General features: G+C 65.4%; 26 protein-coding genes. 18 read left to right on the forward strand and 8 right to left on the reverse strand.

Features of this window, described 5'->3' with window-relative positions; genetic code table 11:
- The first annotated feature begins 71 nt into the window (after nt 1-71).
- Nucleotides 72-1,607, forward strand: coding sequence for an amino acid permease (locus tag RW112_RS15840; protein WP_317782703.1), 1,536 nt, complete (start codon nt 72-74; stop codon nt 1,605-1,607).
- Entirely contained in the window at nt 1,604-3,334 is a 1,731-nt protein-coding gene (locus RW112_RS15845) for a flavin monoamine oxidase family protein (RefSeq protein ID WP_317782704.1), read from the forward strand. Before RW112_RS15840 ends, RW112_RS15845 begins: the two co-directional genes overlap by 4 nt.
- Nucleotides 3,335-3,342: 8 nt before the next feature.
- On the opposite strand, the gene RW112_RS15850 is transcribed toward RW112_RS15845, so the two are convergent.
- Entirely contained in the window at nt 3,343-3,864 is a 522-nt protein-coding gene (locus RW112_RS15850; RefSeq protein ID WP_317782705.1) for a gamma carbonic anhydrase family protein, read from the reverse strand.
- A gap of 122 nt (nt 3,865-3,986) precedes the next feature.
- Here RW112_RS15850 and RW112_RS15855 point away from each other — a divergent pair, with 122 nt between their 5' ends.
- Nucleotides 3,987-4,373 carry a DUF2231 domain-containing protein gene (locus tag RW112_RS15855; RefSeq protein WP_411709931.1) on the forward strand — a complete coding sequence of 129 codons (387 nt, stop codon included), beginning with the start codon at nt 3,987-3,989 and terminating at the stop codon, nt 4,371-4,373.
- A 37-nt stretch (nt 4,374-4,410) separates the two neighbouring features.
- On the opposite strand, the gene RW112_RS15860 is transcribed toward RW112_RS15855, so the two are convergent.
- Nucleotides 4,411-5,076: a class I SAM-dependent methyltransferase gene (locus RW112_RS15860; protein WP_317782707.1), complete on the reverse strand. Its 666-nt coding sequence runs from the start codon at nt 5,074-5,076 to the stop codon at nt 4,411-4,413.
- A 9-nt stretch (nt 5,077-5,085) separates the two neighbouring features.
- Nucleotides 5,086-5,946: a formyltetrahydrofolate deformylase gene (purU, locus tag RW112_RS15865; RefSeq protein ID WP_305940125.1), complete on the reverse strand. Its 861-nt coding sequence runs from the start codon at nt 5,944-5,946 to the stop codon at nt 5,086-5,088.
- 316 nt (nt 5,947-6,262) lie between these two features.
- On the opposite strand from purU, the gene glyA reads away from it, so the two are divergent.
- The 10 genes from glyA to RW112_RS15915 all read left to right on the forward strand — a co-directional run bounded on the left by glyA (nt 6,263) and on the right by RW112_RS15915 (nt 15,723).
- Complete coding sequence (gene glyA / locus RW112_RS15870; RefSeq protein ID WP_317782708.1) at nt 6,263-7,570, forward strand: serine hydroxymethyltransferase; 1,308 nt, start codon at nt 6,263-6,265, stop codon at nt 7,568-7,570.
- An 8-nt stretch (nt 7,571-7,578) separates the two neighbouring features.
- A complete protein-coding gene (locus tag RW112_RS15875) occupies nt 7,579-8,484 on the forward strand; it encodes a bifunctional methylenetetrahydrofolate dehydrogenase/methenyltetrahydrofolate cyclohydrolase (protein WP_317782709.1) in 906 nt (301 codons plus the stop codon).
- 255 nt (nt 8,485-8,739) lie between these two features.
- Nucleotides 8,740-9,663, forward strand: coding sequence for an ABC transporter ATP-binding protein (locus tag RW112_RS15880; protein ID WP_305943561.1), 924 nt, complete (start codon nt 8,740-8,742; stop codon nt 9,661-9,663).
- Nucleotides 9,656-10,540 (forward strand): ABC transporter permease, encoded by an 885-nt coding sequence (locus RW112_RS15885; RefSeq protein WP_317782710.1) that lies wholly within the window; start codon nt 9,656-9,658, stop codon nt 10,538-10,540. Before RW112_RS15880 ends, RW112_RS15885 begins: the two co-directional genes overlap by 8 nt.
- Nucleotides 10,537-11,370 carry an ABC transporter permease gene (locus tag RW112_RS15890; RefSeq protein ID WP_317782711.1) on the forward strand — a complete coding sequence of 278 codons (834 nt, stop codon included), beginning with the start codon at nt 10,537-10,539 and terminating at the stop codon, nt 11,368-11,370. Before RW112_RS15885 ends, RW112_RS15890 begins: the two co-directional genes overlap by 4 nt.
- 58 nt (nt 11,371-11,428) lie before the next feature.
- The gene (locus RW112_RS15895; RefSeq protein ID WP_317782712.1) at nt 11,429-11,992 is read left to right on the forward strand and encodes a hypothetical protein; all 564 of its coding nucleotides are present in this window, start codon (nt 11,429-11,431) and stop codon (nt 11,990-11,992) included.
- 10 nt (nt 11,993-12,002) lie between these two features.
- Nucleotides 12,003-12,836, forward strand: coding sequence for an exodeoxyribonuclease III (locus tag RW112_RS15900; protein ID WP_317782713.1), 834 nt, complete (start codon nt 12,003-12,005; stop codon nt 12,834-12,836).
- 20 nt (nt 12,837-12,856) lie between these two features.
- Nucleotides 12,857-13,900, forward strand: coding sequence for a tryptophan--tRNA ligase (gene trpS / locus RW112_RS15905; RefSeq protein ID WP_317782714.1), 1,044 nt, complete (start codon nt 12,857-12,859; stop codon nt 13,898-13,900).
- Between the two features lie 142 nt (nt 13,901-14,042).
- A complete protein-coding gene (locus RW112_RS15910; RefSeq protein ID WP_305943562.1) occupies nt 14,043-14,576 on the forward strand; it encodes a 2'-5' RNA ligase family protein in 534 nt (177 codons plus the stop codon).
- Complete coding sequence (locus RW112_RS15915) at nt 14,536-15,723, forward strand: YihY/virulence factor BrkB family protein (RefSeq protein ID WP_317782715.1); 1,188 nt, start codon at nt 14,536-14,538, stop codon at nt 15,721-15,723. The genes RW112_RS15910 and RW112_RS15915 overlap by 41 nt, the downstream gene beginning before the upstream one ends.
- Here the strand turns inward: RW112_RS15915 and RW112_RS15920 are convergent.
- From RW112_RS15920 to sdhC, 5 genes are all read right to left on the reverse strand, one after another.
- Nucleotides 15,680-16,450, reverse strand: coding sequence for an alpha/beta hydrolase family protein (locus RW112_RS15920; protein ID WP_317782716.1), 771 nt, complete (start codon nt 16,448-16,450; stop codon nt 15,680-15,682). The two genes, RW112_RS15915 and RW112_RS15920, sit on opposite strands and share 44 nt — an antisense overlap.
- A gap of 101 nt (nt 16,451-16,551) precedes the next feature.
- Nucleotides 16,552-17,334, reverse strand: a complete 783-nt coding sequence (locus tag RW112_RS15925) for a succinate dehydrogenase iron-sulfur subunit (RefSeq protein WP_028270493.1) — start codon at nt 17,332-17,334, stop codon at nt 16,552-16,554.
- 1 nt (nt 17,335) lies between these two features.
- Complete coding sequence (gene sdhA / locus RW112_RS15930; protein ID WP_305940135.1) at nt 17,336-19,135, reverse strand: succinate dehydrogenase flavoprotein subunit; 1,800 nt, start codon at nt 19,133-19,135, stop codon at nt 17,336-17,338.
- A gap of 122 nt (nt 19,136-19,257) precedes the next feature.
- A complete protein-coding gene (locus RW112_RS15935; RefSeq protein WP_209746651.1) occupies nt 19,258-19,752 on the reverse strand; it encodes a succinate dehydrogenase hydrophobic membrane anchor subunit in 495 nt (164 codons plus the stop codon).
- Nucleotides 19,753-19,755: 3 nt separating this feature from the next.
- On the reverse strand, nt 19,756-20,136 hold the full coding sequence (gene sdhC / locus RW112_RS15940) for a succinate dehydrogenase, cytochrome b556 subunit (protein ID WP_317782717.1): 381 nt from the start codon (nt 20,134-20,136) through the stop codon (nt 19,756-19,758).
- 293 nt (nt 20,137-20,429) lie between these two features.
- Between sdhC and RW112_RS15945 the strand changes: the two genes are divergently transcribed.
- The 5 genes from RW112_RS15945 to RW112_RS15965 all read left to right on the forward strand — a co-directional run bounded on the left by RW112_RS15945 (nt 20,430) and on the right by RW112_RS15965 (nt 25,033).
- Nucleotides 20,430-21,563 (forward strand): mannose-1-phosphate guanylyltransferase, encoded by a 1,134-nt coding sequence (locus RW112_RS15945; RefSeq protein ID WP_317782718.1) that lies wholly within the window; start codon nt 20,430-20,432, stop codon nt 21,561-21,563.
- A gap of 162 nt (nt 21,564-21,725) precedes the next feature.
- Complete coding sequence (locus tag RW112_RS15950) at nt 21,726-22,925, forward strand: amidohydrolase (RefSeq protein WP_317782719.1); 1,200 nt, start codon at nt 21,726-21,728, stop codon at nt 22,923-22,925.
- Nucleotides 22,926-23,111: 186 nt separating this feature from the next.
- Nucleotides 23,112-23,546 carry a MarR family transcriptional regulator gene (locus tag RW112_RS15955; RefSeq protein WP_317782720.1) on the forward strand — a complete coding sequence of 145 codons (435 nt, stop codon included), beginning with the start codon at nt 23,112-23,114 and terminating at the stop codon, nt 23,544-23,546.
- A 33-nt stretch (nt 23,547-23,579) separates the two neighbouring features.
- Nucleotides 23,580-24,011: an organic hydroperoxide resistance protein gene (locus RW112_RS15960; RefSeq protein ID WP_317782721.1), complete on the forward strand. Its 432-nt coding sequence runs from the start codon at nt 23,580-23,582 to the stop codon at nt 24,009-24,011.
- On the forward strand, nt 24,008-25,033 hold the full coding sequence (locus RW112_RS15965; protein ID WP_317782722.1) for an NADP-dependent oxidoreductase: 1,026 nt from the start codon (nt 24,008-24,010) through the stop codon (nt 25,031-25,033). Before RW112_RS15960 ends, RW112_RS15965 begins: the two co-directional genes overlap by 4 nt.
- The last annotated feature ends 115 nt before the right edge of the window (nt 25,034-25,148 follow it).

A 25,148-nucleotide genomic window follows, 5' to 3' on the forward strand; every position in this document is an offset into this window, starting at 1 on the left:
GTGAGAGGTGGCTCACAAACCTAAGCTGGACCAGGGGAAAGCCGATAACTACTCACGAACGGACGTCAATGATGACTGTGCCTACACTCACCGGCCGGCCGCCGGCTGCTGCCCGCCGTCCGGGCCTGGCTGCACAACTGCTGCGCCGCAAGCCGATCGGCCAGATGGTCAGCGAGGCCGAAACCGGCCATGGCGGCACCAGGCTGGTCCGCAGTTTCGGAGTCCTGCAGCTGACCATGATCAGCGTGGGCGCCACGCTGGGAACCGGCATCCTGGTGATCCTCGGCGAGTCCGTGCCGCTGGCCGGTCCCGCCATCTGGATTTCGTTCGCCATCGCCGGCCTGGCCGCCCTGCTCTCCGCCGTCTCCTACGCCGAAATGGCCGGACTGGTCCCGGTGGCAGGCTCCAGCTACTCCTACACCTACGCCACCATGGGCGAGGGCATGGCGTGGATCTGCGGCTGGTGCCTGGTGCTCGAGTATGCCGTGTCGGTGGCCGCCGTGGCCGTTGGTGCGGGCCAGTACGTCAACGAGACCCTGGCGGTCTTCGGGCAGGTCCTTCCGGACTCCGTGTCCCAGCCGCCCGGCGACGGCGGCATCATGAACATCCCGGCCATGGTCATTGTTGTCCTCGCCACGATCCTGCTGGTCCGCGGTGCCAGGGAAAGCGCCTGGATCAACACTGCGATCGTGGTGGTCAAAGTGGGCATTCTCATCTTCTTCTGCGCCGTGGCCTTCACAGCCTTCAATGCCGGCAACTTCGAACCGCTGCTGCCGATGGGCGCCGCCGGGGTCTCCGCCGCCGCCTCCACGGTGTTCTTTTCCTACATCGGGTTCGACGCCGCATCCACCGCCGGCGAGGAAGCCCGCAATCCCAAGCGGGACCTGCCGCGCGCCATCATGCTTTCCATGCTGATCGTCACCACCATCTACGTCCTGGTGGCTGTGGCCGCCATCGGCGCCCGCCCCTGGGGCTGGTTCGACGGCACCGAGGCCGCGCTCGTCAAAATCCTCGAAGAAACCACCGGCCAGCCGTGGATTGCACTGGTCTTCGCCGTCGGCGCCGTGCTTGCCATCGCCAGCATCGTGCTGACCGTCCTCTACGGGCAGACCCGCATCCTGCTGTCCATGGCCCGCGACGGCCTCATCCCGCGGATCTTTGGCCGCGTCTCCTCCCGCACAGGCACCCCGGTTGCCGGGACCGTGATCGTGGGCGTCCTCGTGGCCCTCACCGCCGGCCTGGTACCGCTAGGGGACCTTGCGGATGCCACCAGCATCGGCACCCTGTTCGCCTTTGCCCTGGTCAACGTGGCCGTCATCTACCTGCGCCGCAACCGGCCCGAACTCAAGCGCACCTTCCGGGTGCCGCTCTTCCCGCTCACCCCGATCCTCGGCGCGCTGATGTGTGCCTTCCTCATGGCCAACCTCGGCGCGGACACGTGGGCGGTCTTCGGCATCTGGATGCTGGTGGGACTCGCCGCCTACTTCGGCTACGGCCGCAAGCACTCCAGGGTGGCGGCACTGGGCCACGAGGAATACCGTGAACTGACCGGGCGCGAAACTTCAGCACTGTCCACCACCGAACCGACGAAGGCAGACCTTTCATGACCATCGCCACCGAACTGCCGGCCAACGACCCCGCTGCGGCCCCCGGCCTCCAGCCCGCCCCAGCTCGGGGCGCGGCAGCCGATGCCCCCATCACCATGCTGAACCCGGACTTCCCGTTCAGCTATGACCATTACCTGGCCCACCCGGACGGGCTCGGCTCCGTCCCGCCCGAGCTGTACGGGACCGAGGTGGCAGTTGTCGGCGCGGGCCTGTCCGGACTGGTCACGGCCTACGAACTGATGAAGCTGGGCCTCCGCCCCGTGGTGTATGAAGCCGACCAGATCGGCGGCCGGCTGCGGACCGCCAGCTTCCCGTCGGCCCCGGGCGTGGTGGCGGACCTCGGCGGCATGCGGTTCCCCGTGTCCGGCAAGGCGTTCTACCACTACGTGGACCTGCTGGGCCTGCAGACCCAGGAATTCCCCAACCCGCTGGCACCGGCCACCTCCAGCACCGTGATTGAGCTGGCCGGCCAGAAGCACTACGCCAGCACGCCGGCGGACCTGCCGCCGTTCTTCCGCGAGGTTGCGGATGCGTGGAAGGCCGCCGTGAACGACGGCGCCAAATTCAGTGAGATGCAGGATGCCATCCGGGCGCGGGACACGGCCCGGATCAAGGAGATCTGGAACGAACTCCTGCCGCTGATGGACGAACAGACGTTCTACGGCTTCATCGCGGCCAGCGAGTCCTTCAAGAAGGCGGGCTTTGCGCACCGTGAAGCATTCGGGCAGGTGGGCTTCGGCACGGGCGGCTGGGATACCGACTTCCCCAACTCCATCCTTGAAATCCTGCGCGTCGTCTACACCGATGCCGACGACCAGCACCGCCTCATTGCCGGGGGAGCGCAGCGGCTCCCCGAGGCGCTGTGGCAGCACACGCCGTCGGGCATGGCCCACTGGCCGGAAGGGACGTCGCTGGCGTCGCTGCATTCCGGCTCCCCTCGCGGCGCAGTGGACCGCATCAGCCGGGACACCAACGGCGATCTCCGCCTCCGCGAACGCTGGGGCCGGGAGGCGAGCTATCCCGCCGTCGTCACCACGTGCCAGTCCTGGCTGCTGTCCACCCGGATCCACACCGAGGAGGCGTTGTTCCCGGCGGAGCTGTGGACGGCGATCGAGCGCTCGCACTACATGCAGTCCTCCAAGACCTTCGTCATGGTGGACCGCCCGTTCTGGAAGGACACTGATCCGGCAACGGGCCGCGATGTCCTGTCCATGACGCTGACCGACCGGCTGAACCGTGCCACCTACCTGCTGGACGACGGGCCGGACAAGCCCGCGGTGATCCTTCTCTCCTACACGTGGAACGACGACGCCCTGAAATGGCTGGCGCTCGATGCGGACCAGCGCGTGGAGCTCATGCTGCACTCCCTCGAGCAGATCTACCCGGGAGTCGACATCGCCAGCCACATCATCGGCCAGCCCATCACCGTCAGCTGGGAGGCGGACCCCAACTTCATGGGTGCCTTCAAGGCGAACCTGCCCGGCCACTACCGTTACCAGCAGCGGCTGTTCACGCATTTCAAGCAGGACAAACTGCCCGAATCCCAGCGCGGCATCTTCCTGGCCGGCGACGACGTTTCGTTCACTGCCGGCTGGGCCGAAGGTGCGGTCACCACCGGCCTCAACGCGGTGTGGGGCGTGGTGAACCATCTCGGTGGCCGGTCAGCGGCAGGGAACCCGGGGCCGGGCGAACTGCTGGACGCGCTGGGGCCGATCAGCCTGGACTGACGTTCGGTTTAGCCGGCGTGCATTTCCCGGTGCGCCTGGGCGAGTTCGCGGTAGTGCGCGGCGTTGCGCTGCACGCCGTCGAACTCTTCATCGGTGAGTTCGCGGCGGACTTTGGCCGGGACACCGGCCACCAGGGACCGCGGCGGGACCACCGTGCCTTCGAGGACGACGGCGCCGGCCGCCACCAGCGAGCCGGCGCCGATCACCGCGCCGTTCAGGATGGTGGCGCTCATGCCGATGAGGCAGTCGTCCTCAACCGTGCAGCCGTGCACGACGGCGCTGTGCCCCACACTGACACGCGCGCCGACGCTGCAGGGGAAGCCCGGGTCCGCGTGCAGCACCACGTTGTCCTGCAGGTTGCTGCCAGCTCCCACGGTGATGGCGGCGGTGTCGGCCCGCACCGAGACGCCGTAAAAGGCGCTGGCGTCCTCGGCGAGGGTGGCGTTGCCGATCACGGACGCGCTGGGTGCCACGAAGACTGAAGGGTGGACGTCCGGGCTGGTGCCGGCAAAAGGATAAAGAGGAGCCATGAGCCCAGCCTAGGAGTTTTTGTCCAGATAACGGGACCAAAGAGGTCGTTTGGGGCGATTATCTGGACAAAAACTCCCGGCCAACCTAGTGACGCCGCTGACGCGGCTCAGTCCATGCGGTCCTGACCGACGTGCCCTTCGGAGCGTGGTTTATGGCCCCGTACCTCGACTTTTTTCCGGATCCCGGGACCCAGCGGGCGGCCACGCGGCTGGTGGGGCTCGGCGTCCTGGCGGCGGCGTCCACTGCGCTGGCCGGATGGGCCGAATGGGCGCTGGCAGGCAGGACGAAGCAGCGGGTCGGAGTCGTGCATGCCGGGCTGAACGCCGTGGCCGTGCTGATCATGCTCGGGTCATGGACGGCGCGAAGGCGGGGAAACCACCGGCTCGGAGTCCGGCTGGCACGGGCCGCGGCACGCTTTTTGATCGCGGGCGGTTTCCTGGGCGGCTACAAAGGAAGCGCCCGGCGGGAGCCTAGACCCTCCCCGCTTCCCCAACTGACTCGCATTTAACGTCGTCATTCGCCGATTTCGCGACGTTAAGTGCCAGTCAGTTGGGTTCGGGCGGGGGAGTGCGGAGGACCAGGAACTGGTAATGCTGCGTCCAGTGGCCCGCACCCGGTCCGGACTCCGCGCCCGTTCCTTCCGGCCACGTCATCAGTTCCTCTACATCGCCATGTCTGCCGAAGATCCGCCGGAGCGCCGCATCGCTGCGCCGGCTGAAGAAGCGGGGCGGCTGGATCACGTCTTCGGGGTTGAGTACTTCCACGTCGTCCCCGGACCAGAGCCCGACGGCGATCGGCGCGCCGGGCGCGGCCACGCGCACGAGCTCACGGACGACGTCGTCGATGTCGCTGTTGGGGATGTGCAGCAGTGTGCTCATGGTCCACACCGCCGGGAAGACGCCGTCGGCGAACGGCAGGTTCCGCGCACTGGCAACTGAGACGTTCAGCCCCTTGGCCGTGGCCAGGCGCACGTGCTCTTCGGAGAGGTCCACACCGGTGTAGTGGATGCCGGCCTGGACGAACTTCAGCCCGTCAAGCCCCGGCCCCGAGCCGATCTCCAGCACCGCGTGCCTGCCTTCGGCCTTCAGCCGGGCAATGAAACGCTCCCGTTGCTGCTCACGCTGCGGGGTGAGCGGATGGACGGGGTGGACGACGGCGCGCTGGTTGTAGAACGCGGCCAGCCGGTCCTCGCCGCCGTGCGCGCCGCCCATCTCGCCGGCCTAGTTGAAGACGACTGTGCGGTTGCCGTCGAGTAGCACGCGGTGCTCGGCGTGCCACTGGACGGCCTGGGCCAGGGTGCGGCCCTCCACGTCGCGGCCCATCTGCACGAACTGCTCGGCCGTGCGGCGGTGGTCCACGCGGATGACTTCCTGCTCGATGATGGGCCCCTCGTCCAGGGCAGCGGTGACGTAGTGTGCGGTGGCGCCGATCAGCTTCACGCCCCTGGCATGCGCCTGGTGGTACGGCTTCGCACCCTTAAAGGACGGCAGGAACGAGTGGTGGATGTTGATGGCCTTGCCGGTGAGTTCGGTGCACAGTTCGTTGGAAAGAATCTGCATGTAACGGGCCAGGACAGTCAGTTCAATGTCTTCCTCGGCGATGATCTTGCGCAGTTCGTCCTCCGCCTGGACCTTGGTGTCCGGGGTGACCGGGATGTAATGGAACGGGATGCCGTAGAACTCCGCAAGTCCGGCCAGGTCCTCGTGGTTGGACACGATGGCGGGGATCTCGATGGGCAGCGTGCCGGAGCGCTGCAGGAACAGGAGATCGTTGAGGCAGTGGGCGGACTTGCTTGCCATCAGCAGGGTGCGGATCCTACGGCCCACGGGGTCCAGGCTCCACTGCATGCCGAAAGCCTCCGCCACGGGCTCCAGCGCAGCGTGGACGTCTGCCTGCGGAATGGTGGTGGTGGCCTCAACGCGCATGAAGAACGTGCCGGTGTCCTGGCTTCCGTACTGCTGCGAGTCCGTAATGTTGCAGCCGGCCACGAGCAGTGCTCCCGCCACGGCATGGACGATGCCGGGCCGGTCCGGGCAGGAGAGGGTCAGTACGTAGGCGGAGGTCAGCTGGTCTTCAGTCACGAAGAACAGCCTACCCGCGCCGGGAGGCTGTGCTTTCGACGGGATGCGGAAAGGTTTTGATAGTCTTAACCGGTCGCAACTGGCGTTGGATGGCTAACCATCAGGGAGCGGCATTAACGAAGACCACGGATCGTACGCCTGGGCCGAGGGTCATGTTTTGCCGGCCGGCAGTCTAACCGCTGCCGATTCCTGCTGTCTTGCCCCCCGCAACGCGGACTTGCCCGTGACCATGGGCTTTCCCGTAACCAAGGGGCAGGGCAACGTCACAGCCGGTAGCCTGACCTTAGCAGCGCCCATCCCTAGCCAGGAGTTCTTCGTGACCACTTCACCGACTTCCGTCAGCACTTCCTCCGCCGTCAGTAACCTGCCGCTGGCTGAGATCGACCCCGAGATCGCCGCCGTACTGGACCAGGAGCTCGGCCGCCAGCGCGGCACCCTGGAAATGATCGCCTCCGAAAACTTTGCCCCGCGCGCCGTGATGGAAGCGCAGGGTTCCGTCCTGACCAACAAGTACGCCGAGGGCTACCCGGGCCGCCGCTACTACGGCGGCTGCGAGTACGTGGACATCGCCGAGCAGCTGGCGATCGACCGCGTCAAGGACCTGTTCGGCGCTGAATACGCCAACGTCCAGCCGCACTCCGGTGCGCAGGCCAACGCCGCAGCACTCTCCGCCATGATCACCCCCGGCGACAAGATCCTCGGCCTCTCGCTGGCCCACGGCGGCCACCTCACGCACGGCATGAAGCTCAACTTCTCCGGCAAGCTGTACCAGGTTGCCGCTTACCAGGTGGAGCAGGACAACTTCCGCATCGACATGGACAAGCTCCGTGAGCAGGCCATCGCCGAGAAGCCGCAGGTGATCATCGCCGGCTGGTCCGCCTACCCGCGCCACCTGGACTTCGCGGCCTTCCGCTCCATCGCCGATGAAGTTGGTGCGCTCCTCTGGACCGACATGGCGCACTTCGCCGGCCTCGTGGCAGCCGGACTGCACCCGAGCCCGGTGCCGCACTCCGACGTCGTCACCTCGACGGTGCACAAAACCCTCGCCGGCCCCCGCTCCGGTGTCATCCTGGCCAAACAGGAATGGGCCAAGAAGCTCAACTCCAACGTCTTCCCGGGCCAGCAGGGCGGACCGCTCATGCACGTTATCGCAGCCAAGGCCGTTGCCTTCAAGATCGCCGGCACCGCTGAGTTCAAGGAGCGCCAGGAGCGCGTACTCGAAGGCGCCAGGATCATTGCCGACCGCCTCAACCAGGCCGACGTCGCTGAGGCCGGTGTCTCCGTGCTCACCGGCGGCACCGATGTGCACCTGGTCCTGGTGGACCTGCGCAACTCGCAGCTAGACGGCCAGCAGGCGGAAGACCTCCTGCACTCGGTGGGAATCACCGTGAACCGCAACGCCGTTCCGTTCGACCCCCGCCCGCCGATGGTCACTTCCGGCCTGCGCATCGGTACCCCGGCGCTGGCCACCCGCGGCTTCGGCGCCGAGGAGTTCACCGAGGTAGCGGAGATCATCGCCACCGCGCTGAAGGCCGGTTCCGCCACCGACGTGGACGCCCTGCAGGCCCGCGTGGACAAGCTCGCCGCCGACTTCCCGCTCTACCCGCAGCACGAGCAGTGGTGACCCCGTCCATGGCGCAGACCGCCAAGGTCCTTGACGGAAAGGCAGCCGCTGCCGCCATCAAGTCCGAGCTGTCCGAGCGTGTCGCCACCCTGAAGGCCCGCGGAGTCACTCCGGGCATTGCAACTGTGCTCGTGGGCGCGGACCCTGCCTCACAGCTGTACGTGTCCATGAAACACAAGCAGTCTGTGGAGATCGGGATGAACTCGATCCAGCGTGAGCTTCCGGCGGATGCCACCCAGGCCCAGGTTGAGGACCTCATTGACGAACTCAATGCGGACCCGGCCTGCCACGGTTACATTGTGCAGCTGCCGCTGCCCAAGCACCTGGATACCGACGCCATCCTTGAGCGGATTGACCCCGCCAAGGACGCCGACGGCCTGCACCCGACCAACCTCGGCCGGCTGGTGCTCAACGTCAATGGTGAGATCACCTCGCCGCTGCCGTGCACGCCCCGTGGCGTCATCGAGCTCCTGGAACGCAACGGCTACAGCCTCTCGGGCAAGCACGTCGTCGTGGTCGGCCGCGGTGTCACGATCGGCCGCACGATCGGCCTGCTGCTGACCCGGCGGGCAGTGAACGCCACCGTCACGCTGACGCACACCGGCACAAAGAACCTCTCGGAGCTGCTGAAGCTGGCGGACGTCATTGTGGGCGCGGCGGGTGCCAAGCACATCGTCAAGGCTGCGGACGTCAAGCCGGGTGCGGCCCTGCTCGACGTCGGTGTCACCCGTGAAACCGATCCCGAAACGGGCAAGAGCAAGGTCCACGGCGACATCGACCCCGCCGCTGCCGAGGTAGCCGGCTGGATTTCGCCGAACCCCGGCGGTGTCGGTCCCATGACCGTGGCGCTGCTTATGACCAACGTGGTCGAAGCCGCGGAACGCCAATTAGCAGCGGAAAGCCACGCAGGCTGAACGCCCGCTGACTGAAAATGCTGTAGGACTCAAATGCTGCAGGGCGCCTCCTCCCGATGGGAAGAGGCGCCCTGCTGCGCTTAACCGGTGACCTGAACCTGGGCCCTGCCCGGGGAATTCACATCGAATGGATTTTTTGAGCTCCAACTCTTTCTTTGTTCGAACGTGAGTACTAACGTTGTGTGGGTGCCTGAACTTGTGTCCAACGAAGAACTGTCAAGCAAACCATCCCGCAGCCAGAGCCGGGGCGACCAGATGCAGTACGTCATCACCGCCGAAAACCTCACCAAGACGTACGGCGACGTCACCGCCGTCGACGGCATTTCCTTCAGCGTTCCGGCCGGTGAGGCCTTCGGCCTGCTTGGCCCCAACGGGGCCGGCAAGTCCACCACCATGAAGATGATCGGCGGGGTCTCCCAGCGCACTTCCGGAAGCCTGTCCATCATGGGGCTGGATCCTGAAAGCCACGGCCCCGAAGTCCGTGCGCACCTGGGCGTCGTGCCGCAGCAGGACAACCTCGACGAGGAACTCAGGGTCCGCGACAACCTGCTGGTCTACGGGCGGTACTTCGGGCTGCCCATGAGCTACCTGCGGCCCAAGGCCGATGAGCTGCTGGAGTTCGCCCAGCTGACGGACAAGGCGAAATCCAAGGTGGACGCGCTCTCCGGCGGCATGAAGCGGCGGCTGACCATCGCGCGTTCGCTGATCAACGAACCCCGGATCCTGCTGCTGGACGAGCCCACAACAGGCCTGGACCCGCAGGCCCGGCACATCCTCTGGGACAGGCTTTTCCGGCTCAAGGAGCAGGGTGTCACGCTCATCCTGACCACGCACTACATGGATGAGGCGGAACAGCTGTGCGACCGCCTCATTGTGGTGGACAAGGGCCGGATCATGGCCGAAGGCTCACCGTCCAGCCTGATCCGTGAGTACTCCACCAGGGAAGTCCTGGAACTGCGTTTCGGTTCGGAACGCAACGCCACCATCGGCGTTGAGCTTGAGGGCATCGGCGAGCGGCTGGAGACGCTCCCGGACCGCGTGCTGATTTACGCGCACGACGGCGAGGCGGCACTTGAGCAGGTGTCCGCCCGCGGACTGCGTCCGCTCACGTCGCTGGTGCGCCGGTCGTCCCTGGAGGATGTCTTCCTCCGCCTCACCGGCAGGAGCCTCGTTGACTGAGCAATCCGCGCCCCCTGTAACGGACGACGGCGGCCGCGGACCGGCTGTGCCGGCTGCACTGCGTGCCCACTCACCGGCCGTTTCAGCGGCCCGGGCCCGCCGCTGGGGATCCTTCTACTACGCGGAGCAGGTCCTCCGCGTGATGAAGAGCTACGGCTGGACCATCGTGATGTACGGCGTGGGCCAGCCTGTGGCCTACCTGTTCGCCATGGGGGTGGGCCTGGCCACGCTCGTGGACACGGGTGGCGGGGGAGTGTTCGGCGGTGTCAGCTACCTCGCGTTCATCGCCCCTGCCCTGCTGATCTCGGCCGCCGTCATGACCGCGGCCAACGAATTCACGTTCCCGGTCATGGACGGTTTCAAGTGGCGTCGGGTCTACTACGGACCGCACGCGTCCCCGCTCACGCCTGAACAGATCGCCGCAGGCCACATCATGGCCGTGACCCTGCGGTTCCTGCTGCAATCCGCCATCTACTTCGCGGTGGTGGCGCTCTTCGGTGCGTCACCCAGCGGCTGGGGCTGGGTCTCCGTCCTGGTGGCCACGCTGGCGGGACTCTCCTTCGGCCTGCCGCTGATGGCCTATGCCGCCTCCATCAAGGAGGACAAGGGCCAGTTCGCCATGGTGATGAGGTTCATTGTGACTCCGTTGTTCCTCTTCTCCGGAACCTTCTTCCCCCTCGATTCCCTGCCGCTGGTGGTCCGGTGGATCGGCTGGATTTCGCCGATCTGGCACGGCACCGAACTGGGCCGTGTCTTCAGCTACGGTTACGACGAGCCGCCGCTGCTGACCATCCTGCACATCGTGTTCCTGGTGGGCCTCGCCGTGGCGGGCTGGATACTCACCAAGCGCCAGTTCGTCAGGAGGCTGGGGCAATGAGCACACTCACTGAAGGCCACAGCGTCACCGAGGCGGCACGGAACCGCCACTTCGGCCCGATGTACTCACGGAACGTCAAAGCGGTGATTGCCCGCGGACTCATGGCCACCAAGAGCAGCAACTGGATGGTAATGCTTTCCGGCTTCTTCGAGCCCGTGCTGTACCTGATCTCCATGGGCGTCGGCCTGGGTGCAATCGTGGGCGCAGTGCAGGGTCCCGGGGGCCAGGAAATCAGCTATGCCGCTTACATCGCCCCGGCACTCCTGGCCGTGTCCGCGATGAACGGGGCCGTCTACGATTCCACGTGGAACGTGTTTTTCAAGATGAACTTCGCCAAGCTGTACCAGGGCATGCTGTACACCTCCCTGGGACCGCTGGACGTGGCCATGGGGGAGATCTTCCTGGCCTTGCTGCGGGGCCTGCTGTACGCCACAGGATTCACCGCAGTGATGGGCGTCATGGGGCTGATCACCACCCCGTGGGCCATCCTCATGATTCCCGCCGCCGTTCTGATCGCCTTCGGCTTTGCGAGTTTCGGCATGGGGATCACCAGTTTCATGAAGACCTTCCAGCAGATGGACTGGATCAACTTCGTGATGCTGCCGATGTTCCTCTTCAGCGCCACGTTCTACCCGCTGAGCGTTTACCCGCAGTACATCCAGTGGCTCATCCAGGCCATGCCGCTGTGGCACGGGGTGGAGCTGCTCCGGCAGATCAGTGTGGGAATCTTCACCCCCGCCACAGCCGTCCACGTCGGGTACTACCTCGTGATGATCGTCCTGGGGGTCATGCTCACGGCAGGGCGCCTGCGCAAGCTCTTCCTGAAGTAGCGTTCGCCCGGGGTGGAAGCGAGCATTTTCCCGTCCCGGCGTTTGAGACAATGGACCCATGCGAACTTTGGGTAACCCTCACTCTGCGTCCAACCCGACCAAGGGCGGGTTCTCCATGCTGCGAATCAGCGGCCCGGGAATGATGCTGTTTGTCATCGCCTTTGTGGTGGCCGTCATCTTCGCCGCCAACCAGAACGACGTCGTCGGCTGGGTGGTGGCAGTCATCGCCGGCTTCTGGCTCGCGCTGGCAGCGTTCGTGGTGTTCAGCATCCAGAAGGCGGCCAAGAAGGCCACCGCCAAACTGAACGAGGCGCAGAACGCCTTCAACGCCGCGACCGGCCGCGCGCCGTCGCCGGGGAGCGCAGACCACGGCGGTACCCGCCTGGTCCGGTCGCGCAACGAAGCCGACGAAGTCCGGGACCTGAAGCTGGACCACTCCTTCAAGATCGTGCAGGTGCAGGTGCGCGTCGTTGAACAGGAACGGGCCAAGGGCGCTGCCTCGGATCAGGACACCATCCGCCGAGCACTGGAAACCATCGAGATCACGGCCACCAACGCCCGGGACATGATCAAGTCCTCCGGCGGCGCTGACGAACCTGTCAGCGGAACCATCATCGACTAGAGTGGAGCGGGTGAGCTCGGCATTGGAGAAGGACCACCTTCGCATCGCATCAGTCAACGTCAACGGTCTCCGCGCTGCCTACCGGAACGGCATGGCAGAGTGGCTGGAGCCCCGCGGGGTTGACATTCTGTGCCTGCAGGAGGTCAGGGCGCCGGACAAGATCGTCCGTGAACTCCTGGGCGAGGGCTGGTTCATCCTGCACGAGGAAGCGGAGGCCAAGGGCCGCGCCGGCGTCGCCATTGCCTCCCGCAGCGAACCGCTGGCAACTCGGTCACACATCGGCGATGACTACTTTGCCACCGCCGGGCGCTGGGTCGAAGCGGACTTCCGCGTCCGGGATGCCGCCGGTGCAGCAACCCAGCTGACGGTGGTGAGCGCCTACGTTCACTCCGGCGAAGCCGGGACCCCCAAGCAGGACGACAAGTTCCGCTTCCTGGACGTCATGACGCGCCGCCTCCCCGAGCTGGCCAAGCACAGCGACCATGCCCTCGTGGTGGGCGACCTCAACGTTGGCCATACGGAGCTGGACATCAAGAACTGGAAGGGCAACGTGAAGCGCGCCGGCTTCCTTCCTGAGGAACGCGCGTACTTTGACCGCTTCTTTGGCGAGGAGATCGGATGGAGGGATGTCCACAGGGGCCTGGCGGGAAACGTCGACGGCCCCTACACCTGGTGGTCCCAGCGCGGCAAGGCCTTTGACACGGACACAGGCTGGCGCATCGATTACCACATGGCCACCCCCGCCCTCGCTGCCGCGGCTTTTTCGGCAGTGGTGGACCGGGCACCGTCATGGGACACCCGCTTCTCCGACCACGCACCGCTGGTAGTGGACTACCAGCTCTAAGCCCGAAGGTTTTTCTCACAATGACTAGCTCGACTTCTCCGGTGACCAAGAAACGCATCCTCTCAGGCGCCAAGCCCACAGCGGACTCGCTCCACCTGGGCAACTACATCGGCGCCGTCCGCAACTGGGTTGACATGCAGGCGGAATACGACGCCGTGTTCTTCATCCCGGACCTCCATGCCATCACCGTGGACTTCGAACCCGCAGAGCTGGCCAAGCGGACCCGTGTGGTTGCCGCCCAGTACATCGCGGCGGGCATCGACCCGGACAAGAGCATCTTCTTTGTCCAGTCACATGTCCCTGAACATGCCCAGCTCGCGTGGGCGCTGAACTGCATCACCGGGTTCGGCGAGGCGTCCCGCATGACGCAGTTCAAGGACAAGACGCAGAAGTCGGGGGCGGACGCCGCAACGCTTGGCCTGTTCGCGTACCCCACCCTGATGGCAGCGGACATCCTCCTCTACCAGACGGACCTTGTCCCGGTGGGCGAGGACCAGCGTCAGCACCTGGAACTGACCCGGAACCTTGCCCAGCGCTTCAACACCCGCTTTGGCCACACCTTCACAGTGCCCGAGGCCACAATCCTCAAGGCCACGGCCAAGATCTACGACCTCCAGAGCCCGACGGCCAAGATGTCGAAGACAGGCGGATCGCCCCACGGTTCCATCCAACTCCTGGAAGACCCCAAGCTCGCGGCGAAGCGGATCAAGTCCGCAGTAACTGACGCCGGAACTGAGATCCGGTTCGACACCGAAGCCAAGCCGGGGGTTTCCAACCTGCTCACCATTTACTCAACGCTCACCGGCAAGACCGTGGCCGAGCTTGAGGCGGAATACCAGGGCAAAATGTACGGCCACCTCAAGACGGACCTCGCGGACGTGATGGTGGACTTCATTACGCCCCTCCGGAACCGGACCAACGAACTGATGGAGGACCCGGCGGAACTGGACAGGCTCCTTGCCCGCGGTGCCGAACGGGCCCGGGAAATCGCCTCCGTGACCCTCGGTCAGGTCTATGAGCGCATGGGCTTCCTGCCGTCCCTCAGCCTCGCAGGAGTCCGCTAGCCCCATGTCATCCGCCAGCAAAGTCACTGCCAACGAAAAGTCCCCTGCGTACCGCGGAGAGGGAAAATTCGTAGACGCCGATGATGAGGCTGCCACGGGCCGGGGCACGGTCCCGCGTAAGCGCAGGGACCGGACCGAGGAGATGAGCGTCGGCGTTATCCTGGGCTTCCCCCCGGATATCGCCGAGGAGCTCCAGCGCTGGCGGGCGTCCTTCGGCGACCCCATGGCCGGCGTCATTCCGGCACACATCACGCTGGTAACCACCACTCCCACCAAGGACTGGGAAGCCACCCGGAACCACGTCCGCGAAATAGCGCGTCGGCAGGAGCCGTTTACGGTGACCATCGCGGGGACCGGCTCGTTCCGGCCCGTGTCCCCGGTGGTCTTCCTGAACGTCGAAGACGGTTTCGGCCACTGCGTGAACCTGCACGAACAGCTGCAGACCGGGCCGCTGGAACGGGAACTGCCGTTTGCCTACCACCCGCATGTGACCATCGCCCACGATGTGGCGCCGGAGAGCCTGGATGAGGCCGAAACGGTGCTGAAGGATTACCGGGCCACGTTCCCTGTGGTTAGCATGGGGCTGTACGAGCACGACATCAACGGCATCTGGCAGCTACGGGAAGAGCTCGACTTTGGCATCGAAACTGACCACCTCCGAGGCACGTCCGGCTGAGTCAGCGCAGGCAGCGCAGGCGGCGGCTGAACCTCCGCTGCCGACGGAGCGCGCCCGGCTGAAGCTGGAAGTGAGCCGCAAGAAGGTTGAGTGGAGCAAGGCCCGCAGGTCAGGCGGCGGCGCCATGCCAGGGCTGCTGGCCATGCTCCAGTGGCTGCTGGCGCGACTGAACGCCTTTCGCCCCATGCGTGCGTTCCAGCACTACAACCTGCAGCACGGGCCGCTGATGGCCGCCGGCATCGGTTTCAACATGTTCTTCTCCATCACGGGCCTTCTGGCCACCGGCTTTTCCGTTGCCGGACTGCTGCTGAGCGGCCAGCCTGCACTGCTGGACCGGATTGTCAGCAGTGTCGCCGCCAGCGCGCCGGGCCTTGTGAAGGTCGACGGAGGCGACGGCCTGGTGGATCCGCAGGACCTCCTGAATCCTTCCGGCCTGGGCTGGACCGCGGTCATCGCTGCCGTCGTGACCATCGTGACCTCCCTGGGCTGGATCGCAGGCGTCCGGGAAGGGTTGCGGGGCGTGATGCGGCTCCGCCCGCTGAAGATGAACCCGGTGGTACAGAAGCTCCGGGACGCCGGCACGCTGCTGCTGCTGGGCGTTGCGCTGGTGCTCAGCGCTGGCGCCTCCCTCATTTTCGGTACCGCGGCCGGGTGGGTCACCGAGCAGCTGCAGCTGGACCCGGTGATGGCCTGGCCCCTGACCACGTCCATCAAGGTGGGCGTGCCGCTGGCGCTGGGCTGGGTGACGGCAGTGATCATGTTCCGGCTGGCGGCCGGGTTGAAACTTACGCGGCGGGCTTTGCTGGAAGGCACCATCCTGTCGGCCGTGGGAACCACAATCCTCCAGATCTTCAGCACGGAGCTGCTTGCCAACGCCGGCCGCAACCCGATTCTGGCTCCGTTCGCCATCATCATTGGGCTGCTCATCTGGTTCAACCTGGTCAGCCAGGTCTACCTGGTCTCAGCGGCGTGGTCCGCCGTCCGTGAAGAGGACCTGAAGAATGCGCCGGCCGCGAAGGCGACCGGCTGGGGTTCGCGCCAGGTCCAGCCGGGAAAAACGCCGGTGGAGCGTGAGCGGCTGTCAGTGCGGGAACGGACGCCCGCTACCGCCCGGCGTCGAGGTACTGATCGGCCCACGCGGAAATAATCTTCGCCGCCCGGGCGGCCTGGCCTTTACCGGTCAGCAGGTGGTCGCTGCCTTCCAGGGAGACGAAACTGCGCGGGTGGCGCGCCGTCTGGAAGATCGTGCTGGCGTTCTCGATCCCAACGGTGTTGTCCGTGGGGGAGTGCAGCACCATCAGGGGCTTGTGCAGCTGCTTGATGCAGTCAGTCAGGTCCGCGTTCTCCAGGTCCTCGACGAAGTGCCGGCGGATCTCCACGCGCTTGCCGCCCAGGTCAACCTCGGCGCTGCCCTCACTCAGGATCCGGTCCAAGGCTGCGTCAAAGACATGTGCCACGTGCTTGGGCGAGAACGGCGCTCCCACGGTGGCGACGGCGTCGAGCTCCGGGATCTCTTTTGCAGCCGCCAGGACCGCCGCACCGCCGAAGGAATGCCCCACCAGCAGGGAGATCGCCTTGCCTTCGGCCCGCATGAATTCCGCAGCCCTGACGGTGTCCGCCACCTTATGGCTGAAGGAGCCTTCAGACCAGTAACCGGCTGATTCGCCCAGTCCCAGGTTGTCGAAGCGCAGCATTCCCACGCCGTTGTCCGCCAACGCCTTGCACATCCGGGACGCGGAAGGGCTGTCCTTGCCCAGGGTGAAACCGTGCGAGAACACACCCCAGCCCTTGACCGGGCCTTCCGGAACGTCGATGATGCCGGAGAGCAGTTCGCCCGTGGATCCTTCGAAGCTGACTTTTTCGGAGCGGGACATGGGAGCCCTTTCGTTTCGGTACGTTCCGGAGAACGACGACGGCGCCCCCACCGGAGAGGTGGGAGGCGCCGTCGGCTGTTACATCCGTTGGGAAAACGGTACTAGATCTTACGGGACAGGATTGCCTGCTTGACCTCGGCAATGGCCTGCGTGACCTGGATGCCGCGGGGGCATGCTTCGGTGCAGTTGAAGGTGGTGCGGCAGCGCCACACGCCTTCCTTGTCGTTCAGGATCTCCAGGCGCATGTCGCCGGCGTCATCACGGGAATCGAAAATGAAGCGGTGCGCGTTCACGATTGCTGCCGGGCCGAAGTACTGGCCGTCGGTCCAGAAGACCGGGCAGGAAGACGTGCAGGCGGCGCAAAGGATGCACTTGGTGGTGTCGTCGAAGCGTTCACGGTCCTCGGCGGACTGCAGGCGTTCCTTCGTGGGCTCGTGGCCCTTGTTGATCAGGAACGGCATGACTTCGCGGAAGGACTGGAAGAACGGCTCCATGTCCACGATCAGGTCCTTCTCCACCGGCAGGCCCTTGATGGGTTCCACGGTGATGGGCTTGGTCGTGTCCAGGTCCTTCAGCAGGGTCTTGCATGCGAGTCGGTTGCGGCCGTTGATGCGCATGGCATCTGAACCGCAGACGCCGTGGGCGCAGGACCGGCGGAAGGAGACGCTGCCGTCGATTTCCCATTTGACCTTGTGCAGGGCATCCAGCACGCGGTCGGTGCCGTACATGGTGACCTTGAAGTCGTCCCAGGTGGCGTCCTCGGACACCTCGGGGTTGTAGCGGCGCACGCGCAGGGTGACGTCGAACGTCGGGATCTCCCCGCCGCCTCCGATGTGTGCGGGCAGTTCGATCTTGGAGGCTGGCTCAGCAAGTTCGGCGGACATCTTAGTACTTCCTCACCATCGGCTCGTAGCGGGTAAAGACAACCGGTTTGGTGGCCAGTCGGATGCCGGCTATTGCCTCTGCAGAGCCGTCAGCCGGGGCGTGGTCGTCCTTGTACGCCATGGAGTGCTTCATGAATTTTTCGTCGTCGCGGTCCGGGAAGTCCTCGCGGAAGTGGCCGCCGCGGGATTCCTCACGGTGCAGGGCTGCAACCGTCATGACCTTGGCCAGTTCCAGCAGGAAGCCGAGCTCCACGGCCTCGAGGAGGTCCAGGTTGAAGCGCTTGCCCTTGTCCTGGACGCTGATGTTCTTGTACCGGGCCTCGAAGGACTCGATGTCCTTCAGGACCTGGTTCAACGTGTCGGCCGTGCGGAACACCTGCATATTGGCGTCCATGGTGTCCTGGAGTTCCTTGCGGATCACGGCCACCTTCTCGTCGCCGGTGCCGTTGCGGGCGATGTCAAGCAGTTCGATGGTGTAGGCCTCCGGGTCCGCCGGAAGGTCCACGAAGTCAGCCGTCTTGGCGTACTCAGCGGCGGCGATGCCGGCGCGCTTGCCGAAGACGTTGATGTCCAGCAGCGAGTTGGTGCCTAGGCGGTTGGAGCCGTGGACCGAAACGCAGGCCACTTCACCGGCCGCGTAGAGGCCCGGCACCACGGTGTCGTTGTCCTGCAGGACCTCGGTGGTGATGTTGGTGGGAATGCCGCCCATGGCGTAGTGCGCCGTCGGGAACACCGGAACCGGTTCCGTGTACGGCTCAACACCAAGGTAGGTGCGGGCGAACTCGGTGATGTCCGGAAGCTTCGCATCGATGTGCGCCGGCTCGAGGTGGGTCAGGTCAAGGAGCACGTAGTCCTTGTTCGGGCCACAGCCACGGCCTTCGCGGACTTCGTTGGCCATGGAGCGGGCCACGATGTCGCGGGGTGCGAGGTCCTTGATGGTGGGGGCGTAGCGCTCCATGAAGCGCTCACCCTCGGAGTTGCGCAGGATGGCGCCCTCGCCGCGGGCGGCTTCCGAAAGCAGGATGCCCAGGCCGGCAAGGCCGGTCGGGTGGAACTGGAAGAACTCCATGTCTTCCAGGGGGATGCCGCGGCGGAAGGCGATGCCCATGCCGTCACCGGTGAGGGTGTGGGCGTTGGACGTGGTCTTGAACACCTTGCCGGCGCCGCCGGAGGCGAACACCACGGACTTGGCCTGGAACACGTGCAGTTCACCGGAGGCGAGGTCGTAGGACACGACGCCGGCAACGCGCTTCTGCTTGTACGGCGTGCCGTCTTCGCGGACTGCGTCTTCTTCCACCGTCAGGAGGTCCAGGACGTAGTACTCGTTGTAGAACTCAACGTTGTGCTTGACGCAGTTTTGGTACAACGTCTGCAGGATCATGTGGCCCGTGCGGTCAGCCGCGTAGCAGGCCCGGCGTACGGGAGCCTTGCCATGGTCACGGGTGTGGCCGCCGAAACGGCGCTGGTCGATCCGTCCTTCCGGCGTACGGTTGAACGGCAGACCCATCTTTTCCAGGTCCAGCACGGCGTCGATGGCTTCCTTCGCCATGACCTCGGCTGCGTCCTGGTCCACCAGGTAGTCGCCGCCCTTAATGGTGTCGAACGTGTGCCACTCCCAGTTGTCTTCCTCGACATTGGCCAGTGCCGCACACATGCCACCCTGCGCCGCACCGGTGTGCGAGCGGGTGGGGTAGAGCTTGGTCAGTACTGCTGTGCGCGCGCGCTGACCGGATTCGATCGCGGCGCGCATGCCAGCGCCACCGGCACCGACGATGACGACGTCGTACTTATGGACCTGCATACCAAGACGCTCTTTCTCTCAAAATTCGCTATAAAACCACGGGCGGGCGGAGCCCGCACCGTAAAACCGTTGACCCGCTCAGTGCGGGCACAGCTGATCCCCCTGGGGAGGAGAGGTGCCGCTTAGGCGGCGGGGCAGAAGCCGCCGGGCAGCGGTACACCGTTGACGTCGAGCGGGCACGGGTTGAAGGTGAAGATCACCAGGGTGCCCAGGATGATGATGACGGCTGTTGCGGCGTAGAGGACGATCTTCAGCCAGAAGCGTGTGGAATCCTTCTCGGCGTAGTCGTTGATGATGGTGCGGACGCCGTTGGTGCCGTGCAGCATGGCCAGCCAGAGCATGGCCAGGTCCCAGAACTGCCAGAACGGGTCGGCCCACTTGCCGGCCACGAAGCCGAAGTCGATGGCATGGATGCCTTCGCCGACGAGGAGGTTAACGAAGAGGTGCCCGAAAATCAGGACAACCAGGACAACGCCCGAAAGCCGCATGAACAGCCACGCAGCCATTTCGAAGTTGCCCTTCGACGCGCCGCTGCGGCGGTACTTGGGGGCAATAAGTCCTGCGCCCGGCTTCCCGCCGTCTTTTCCACTGCGGGGGCTCTGAATCGTTGCAGTCATGGCTTAGTGACCTCCGAAGGCGAGGGAAAGGTGGCGGATGGAGAAGCCAACCATGACGATGACCCAGAGAACCAGGACCGACCACAGCATCTGGCGCTGGTACTTTGCGCCCTTCTTCCAGAAGTCGACGGCGATGATCCGCAGGCCGTTGAAGGCGTGGAACACGATCGCTGCGACAAGGCCCGTTTCACCCAGGGCCATGAGGGGGTTCTTGTAGGCGCCGATCACGGCGGTGTATGCCTCGGGGGACACGCGCACCAATGAGGTGTCCAGCACATGGACCAACAAGAAGAAGAAAATCACTACACCGGTAATGCGGTGTCCAACCCAGGACCACATGCCTTCACGGCCGCGGTACAAGGTGCCAGCTGGTTTTGTCGGCACTGAATAAACCTCCCTGCAACACAGCGGCGCTGGCATGGGATCCACGCGGGGGGAACGCCTGCTGCGAGAGCACTCGTAAGCTCAAGCCTAAATCTAGGCTTCGCTCACAGCTTATTCAATTCAGGAACTCCTTGGTGACGCCGTCCCGCGCGGTTTTTGCGCTTTTTTGAGACGAACGCCACATCGTGTCCGCAATGGCGGTGTTTTCGCGACGGCGTTGCGTGCCGGCGTTCCGGTGCCTTCCCGGGGGCATCTGCCGGTATCAGCGCGGCAGTCAGCTAAAGTAGGCCCTGATGACTACAGACCTAGTGACAAGCCGGGATTCACCGCTGGACCGTTTTATTGCGGTAATTCCTGCAGGCGGAGTGGGGACCCGCCTCTGGCCCCTGTCACGCGCAGCAGCCCCAAAATTCCTTCACGATCTCACCGGTTCCGGCAGTACGCTGCTGCGGGCCACTTATGACCGTCTGGAGCCGCTCGCCGGAAAGGGCGTGCTCGTCGTGACCGGCGTTGCCCACCGGAACGCGGTGTGCAGCCAGCTTCCGGAGATCCAGGAGGCCGACCTTGTGCTCGAAAGCGAGCCCAAGGACTCGGGTGCGGCCATCGGCCTTGCCGCCGCCATCCTGTACCAGCGGGATCCGGAGATCATCATGGGTTCGTTCGCCGCGGACCAGGTGATCAGCCCCGACGACCTCTTCCAGGACGCCGTGCGTGAGGCCATCTACACGGCCGCGGCCGGCAAGATCGTCACCATCGGCATCAAGCCGACGCACCCGTCCACCGGGTTCGGCTATATCCGCTCGGGCCAGAATCTTGGCGTCACGAACGCCCCGAGCGCCCAGGCCGTGGTGGAGTTCGTTGAAAAGCCCAGCGAGGACGTAGCCCAGCAGTACGTGGACAGCGGAGAATACGTCTGGAATGCAGGCATGTTCGTCGCACCCGTGTCGTTGATGCTCAAGCACCTTGAGGCGAATCAGCCGGAACTCTTCAAGGGGCTCACGGAGATCGCCCAGGCCTGGGACACCCCGGAACGCGATGAGGTCACCGCCCGCGTCTGGCCCACCCTGCCGAAGATCGCGATCGACTACGCGGTGGCGGAGCCTGCCGCTGCCGCCGGGGACGTCGCCGTCGTGCCCGGTGCTTTCCGTTGGGACGACGTCGGGGACTTTGCCTCCGTTGGCCGGCTCAACAGCGCCAGGGAAGTGGACGATGTCACGGTCCTCGGCGAAGGCGCCCGGGTGTTCACCGAAAACGCCAGCGGCGTGGTGGTCACCGACACCAAGCGCGTCATTGCGCTGATCGGCATCAAGGACGTGGTCATTGTCGACACGCCGGATGCCCTGCTGGTCACCACCATGGCCCACTCCCAGCGCGTCAAGGCTGCCGTGGACGCCCTCAAGGCCAGCGGCGATACCGACGTCCTGTAGGCCGGACCGCTCCAGCCGCCGATAGAAACCGGACCCGCCCGGGGTTCCCCGCACTGGGGGATCCCCGGGCGGGGCCGTTTAACGCGCCGGGAGCGGGCTCCCGGATACGTAACCCTCCGACGCTGATGCAGGTATTCGGGGCAGCCTCGCTAGAGTTGTTTCGTGCGCAACTACACTACTGAAGCCGAGCCCACCGCCCTCGTGGGGCCGTGGCTGGAGCCCCTGCTGCCGGAACTGATCGATTTCCGCCGTGACCTCCATGCGCACCCTGAACTGTCCTTCAAGGAGTTCCGGACCACCAAGAAGCTGGCGGAACGGCTCGAGGCCGCCGGCCTGAAGCCCCGCCGGCTCGAAGGCACCGGCCTCACCGTCGACGTCGGTGAAGGACCCATTGCCACGGCACTCCGCGGCGACATCGACGCCCTTCCCATCATTGAAGAGACAGGGCTGCCGTTCGCGTCCAAGAACCACGGCGTTACCCACGCCTGCGGCCACGACGTCCACACCACCACCATGCTGGGTATCGCCCTGGTACTGCACCGCATGCACCAGGAGTCCCCGCTGGGCGGCACGGTCCGGATCATTTTCCAGCCGGCAGAAGAGACCATGCCCGGGGGGGCACACTCCTGCATCGAGCAGGGCGTGCTCGAGGGCGTGCCGCGCATCCTTGCCCTGCACTGCGACCCGCGCATCGACGTGGGCAAGATCGGCACCCGGATCGGTGCCATCACGTCAGCCTCGGACACCATCCGGATTGAACTTTCCGGACGCGGCGGCCACACGTCCCGCCCCCATCTCACCGAGGACCTCGTTTTCGCGCTGGCACAGATCGCCGTCAACGTCCCGGCCGTCCTGTCCCGCCGCGTGGATGTTAGAAGCGGCGTGTCTGTCGTGTGGGGGCACATCTCCGCCGGCTCGGCCCCCAACGCCATTCCGGGCACCGGCTACATGGCAGGAACCATGCGGTGCCTGGACCGCGACGCCTGGCACAGCGCCGGCGAGCTCCTGGACGAAGTGGTCCACCAGGTTGCTGCGCCCTACAACGTGGACGTCCGGCTGGAGCACACCCGCGGCGTACCTCCCGTAGTCAACTCCGAGCATGAGACGGCCCTGATCGAGGCGGCCGCACGCGCGGAAATCGCCGAAAGCGCCGTGGTCCTCACGCCCCAGTCCATGGGCGGAGAAGACTTCGCCTGGTTCCTGGCAGAGCTGCCCGGTGCCATGATGCGGCTGGGTACCAAGACGCCCGGCGGTGAGGAATACGACCTGCACCGGGGCGACTACATCCTCGACGAGCGTGCCCTGGGCTACGGCATCCAGGTTCTGACGGCGGCAGCCCTCCGCACGATCCGCGACCTCTAAGCTCCACCCTCCAGGCGCGAACGGACACTTAAGCCCCGCCCCGAAGCGCGAACGGACAGTTGAGTCCCCCTGACCCGGGGCCTCAACTGTCCGTTCGCGCTTCTGCTGGGGCCGGAAGTGTCCGTTCGCGCTTCTTCCAACGCAGATAAGTTGTGCACAATCTAATTGTGCGATATCGTTTTTCCCATGACCGATGCCCCCCGCCTGAACCGCCAAGTGTGCTTCGCGCTGTATTCCGCGTCCAAGGCGGCCACCGCCGTCTACCGGCCCATGCTGGACGAGCTTGGCCTGACCTATCCCCAGTACCTCGTCATGCTGGTGCTCTGGGAGGACCAGCCCCGCAGTGTCCGCGAGCTCGGGGAGGAGCTGGGCCTGGACTCGGGCACCCTGTCTCCGCTCCTGAAGCGGCTCGAATCCCTGGGCCTCGTAGAGCGGAGGCGTTCGGGCGAGGATGAGCGCCGTGTGGAGGTCTTCCTGACGGACACGGGCACTGCCCTCAGCGCCCGGGCCGGTGCCATTCCCCAGCAACTCGCCGACGCCGCAGGCCTGTCCGCGGCCGAGCTCGACCAGCTCCGCGAAACCCTGGGCAGGCTCACTGCCGCCCTCCATTCATCCCGCTAACGCCGGATTTTCCATCCAACAGAACGGAACCACGTGAAGACTCTCTACACAGCTGAAGCACTCGCCTCGGGCGAAGGTCGCGACGGGAACGCCCGCACCAAGGACGGCCGGCTTGACGTCGCGCTGGCCAGCCCGGTGGAACTTGGCGGTAACGGCCAGGGCACCAACCCGGAACAACTGTTCGCCGCCGGATACGCCGCATGCTTCCACTCCGCGCTGCGGCTGGTGGGCCGCAAGGAAAAGGCCGACCTCACGGACTCCGCCGTAGCAGCAAAGATCCACTTCGGCGCGCTGGAAGACGGCGCCGGCTATGGCCTGGCCGCTGAACTCGAAATTGCCCTGCCCGCCGTGGACCTGGCAACGGCGGAGGCCCTCGTGGCCAAGGCGCACCAGATCTGCCCCTATTCCAATGCCACCCGCGGCAACATCAATGTCGACATCAAGATCCTGGAGGTGGCCGCATGAGCGCCGGCACCGAAACCCTTCCCCGCACCACCCGCGAGATCCAGCTGGCATCCCGTCCGCACGGCCGCCCGGTCCCGGAAAATTTCCGTTTGGCCGAGTCTGAACTTCCGGAACTGCAGGACGGCCAGGTCCTGATCCGCAACCAGTTCATCTCCGTGGACCCCTATATGCGCGGCCGCATGAACAACGTCAAGTCGTACTCGGCGCCGTTTGCGCTGGATGCAGCGCTCGACGGCGGCGCTGTCGGTGAGGTGATCGCGTCCCGTTCGGATGAACGCAAGGTGGGGGACGTCGTCGTGCATTCCCTCGGCTGGCGCGAATACGCGGTTCTTGACGCGGCGGCCACGTCCGTGGCCCGCACGGACCTGGCCCCGGCGTCAGCGTTCCTCGGCGCCCTGGGCATGACCGGCCTGACCGCGTACGCGGGACTGCTGAAGGTGGCCGGGTTCAAGCCCGGAGAAGTTGTCTTCGTTTCCGGAGCCGCGGGTGCCGTCGGTTCGCTCGTGGGACAGATTGCCAAGGCGATGGGTGCTTCCAAGGTGATTGGCAGCGCCGGATCCCCGGAGAAGGTGGCGCGCCTGCTGGAACTCGGTTTCGACGCAGCGTTCAACTACAACGACGGCCCGGTGGCGGGGCAGCTCGCCGAAGCAGCAGGGGAGCGCGGGATCGACGTGTACTTCGACAACGTCGGCGGTGAACACCTTGAAGCGGCGCTTTCTGCCCTCACGGTGGGCGGGCGCGTTGCGATGTGCGGCGCCATTGCGCAGTACAACTCGACCGAGCCCACACCGGCTCCCCGGAACCTCATGCTGGCCATCGGCAAGCAACTGACGCTCAAGGGATTCCTGGTGGGCGGGTACTGGCAGCACATGGCGGAGTTCGTCGGAACCGTGTCCGCCTGGTTGGCCGACGGCACCGTGCGTTACGACGAAACAGTCGTGGACGGCCTGGAGAACGCCCCGCAGGCCTTCATGGATCTCCTCGACGGAGCCAACACCGGGAAGATGCTGGTCCGGATCTAGGAAATGGACATGACTTGCGGTGGCGGCTACCGGTAGGTAACAAGTTCTCAACAATCTCCCCGCCGGGGCGGCGGCGTGGTGTCCGGACGTGTTCCAGGCCACTACAGTAGCTGTC

The sequence above is a fragment of the Arthrobacter sp. B10-11 genome, from assembly GCF_033142195.1.
Lineage (GTDB): Bacteria > Actinomycetota > Actinomycetes > Actinomycetales > Micrococcaceae > Arthrobacter > Arthrobacter oryzae_C.

Bases quoted from the DNA above. Each gene is read 5' to 3' on its own strand.
- RW112_RS15840 (WP_317782703.1), top strand. From the start codon at position 72: ATGACTGTGCCTACACTCACCGGCCGGCCGCCGGCTGCTGCCCGCCGT.
- RW112_RS15845 (WP_317782704.1), top strand. From the start codon at position 1,604: ATGACCATCGCCACCGAACTGCCGGCCAACGACCCCGCTGCGGCCCCC.
- RW112_RS15850 (WP_317782705.1), bottom strand. From the start codon at position 3,864: ATGGCTCCTCTTTATCCTTTTGCCGGCACCAGCCCGGACGTCCACCCT.
- RW112_RS15860 (WP_317782707.1), bottom strand. From the start codon at position 5,076: ATGGGCGGCGCGCACGGCGGCGAGGACCGGCTGGCCGCGTTCTACAAC.
- RW112_RS15875 (WP_317782709.1), top strand. From the start codon at position 7,579: ATGGCGCAGACCGCCAAGGTCCTTGACGGAAAGGCAGCCGCTGCCGCC.
- RW112_RS15880 (WP_305943561.1), top strand. From the start codon at position 8,740: ATGCAGTACGTCATCACCGCCGAAAACCTCACCAAGACGTACGGCGAC.
- RW112_RS15890 (WP_317782711.1), top strand. From the start codon at position 10,537: ATGAGCACACTCACTGAAGGCCACAGCGTCACCGAGGCGGCACGGAAC.
- RW112_RS15895 (WP_317782712.1), top strand. From the start codon at position 11,429: ATGCGAACTTTGGGTAACCCTCACTCTGCGTCCAACCCGACCAAGGGC.
- trpS (WP_317782714.1), top strand. From the start codon at position 12,857: ATGACTAGCTCGACTTCTCCGGTGACCAAGAAACGCATCCTCTCAGGC.
- RW112_RS15910 (WP_305943562.1), top strand. From the start codon at position 14,043: ATGAGCGTCGGCGTTATCCTGGGCTTCCCCCCGGATATCGCCGAGGAG.
- RW112_RS15920 (WP_317782716.1), bottom strand. From the start codon at position 16,450: ATGTCCCGCTCCGAAAAAGTCAGCTTCGAAGGATCCACGGGCGAACTG.
- RW112_RS15925 (WP_028270493.1), bottom strand. From the start codon at position 17,334: ATGTCCGCCGAACTTGCTGAGCCAGCCTCCAAGATCGAACTGCCCGCA.
- sdhA (WP_305940135.1), bottom strand. From the start codon at position 19,135: ATGCAGGTCCATAAGTACGACGTCGTCATCGTCGGTGCCGGTGGCGCT.
- RW112_RS15935 (WP_209746651.1), bottom strand. From the start codon at position 19,752: ATGACTGCAACGATTCAGAGCCCCCGCAGTGGAAAAGACGGCGGGAAG.
- RW112_RS15945 (WP_317782718.1), top strand. From the start codon at position 20,430: ATGACTACAGACCTAGTGACAAGCCGGGATTCACCGCTGGACCGTTTT.
- RW112_RS15955 (WP_317782720.1), top strand. From the start codon at position 23,112: ATGACCGATGCCCCCCGCCTGAACCGCCAAGTGTGCTTCGCGCTGTAT.
- RW112_RS15965 (WP_317782722.1), top strand. From the start codon at position 24,008: ATGAGCGCCGGCACCGAAACCCTTCCCCGCACCACCCGCGAGATCCAG.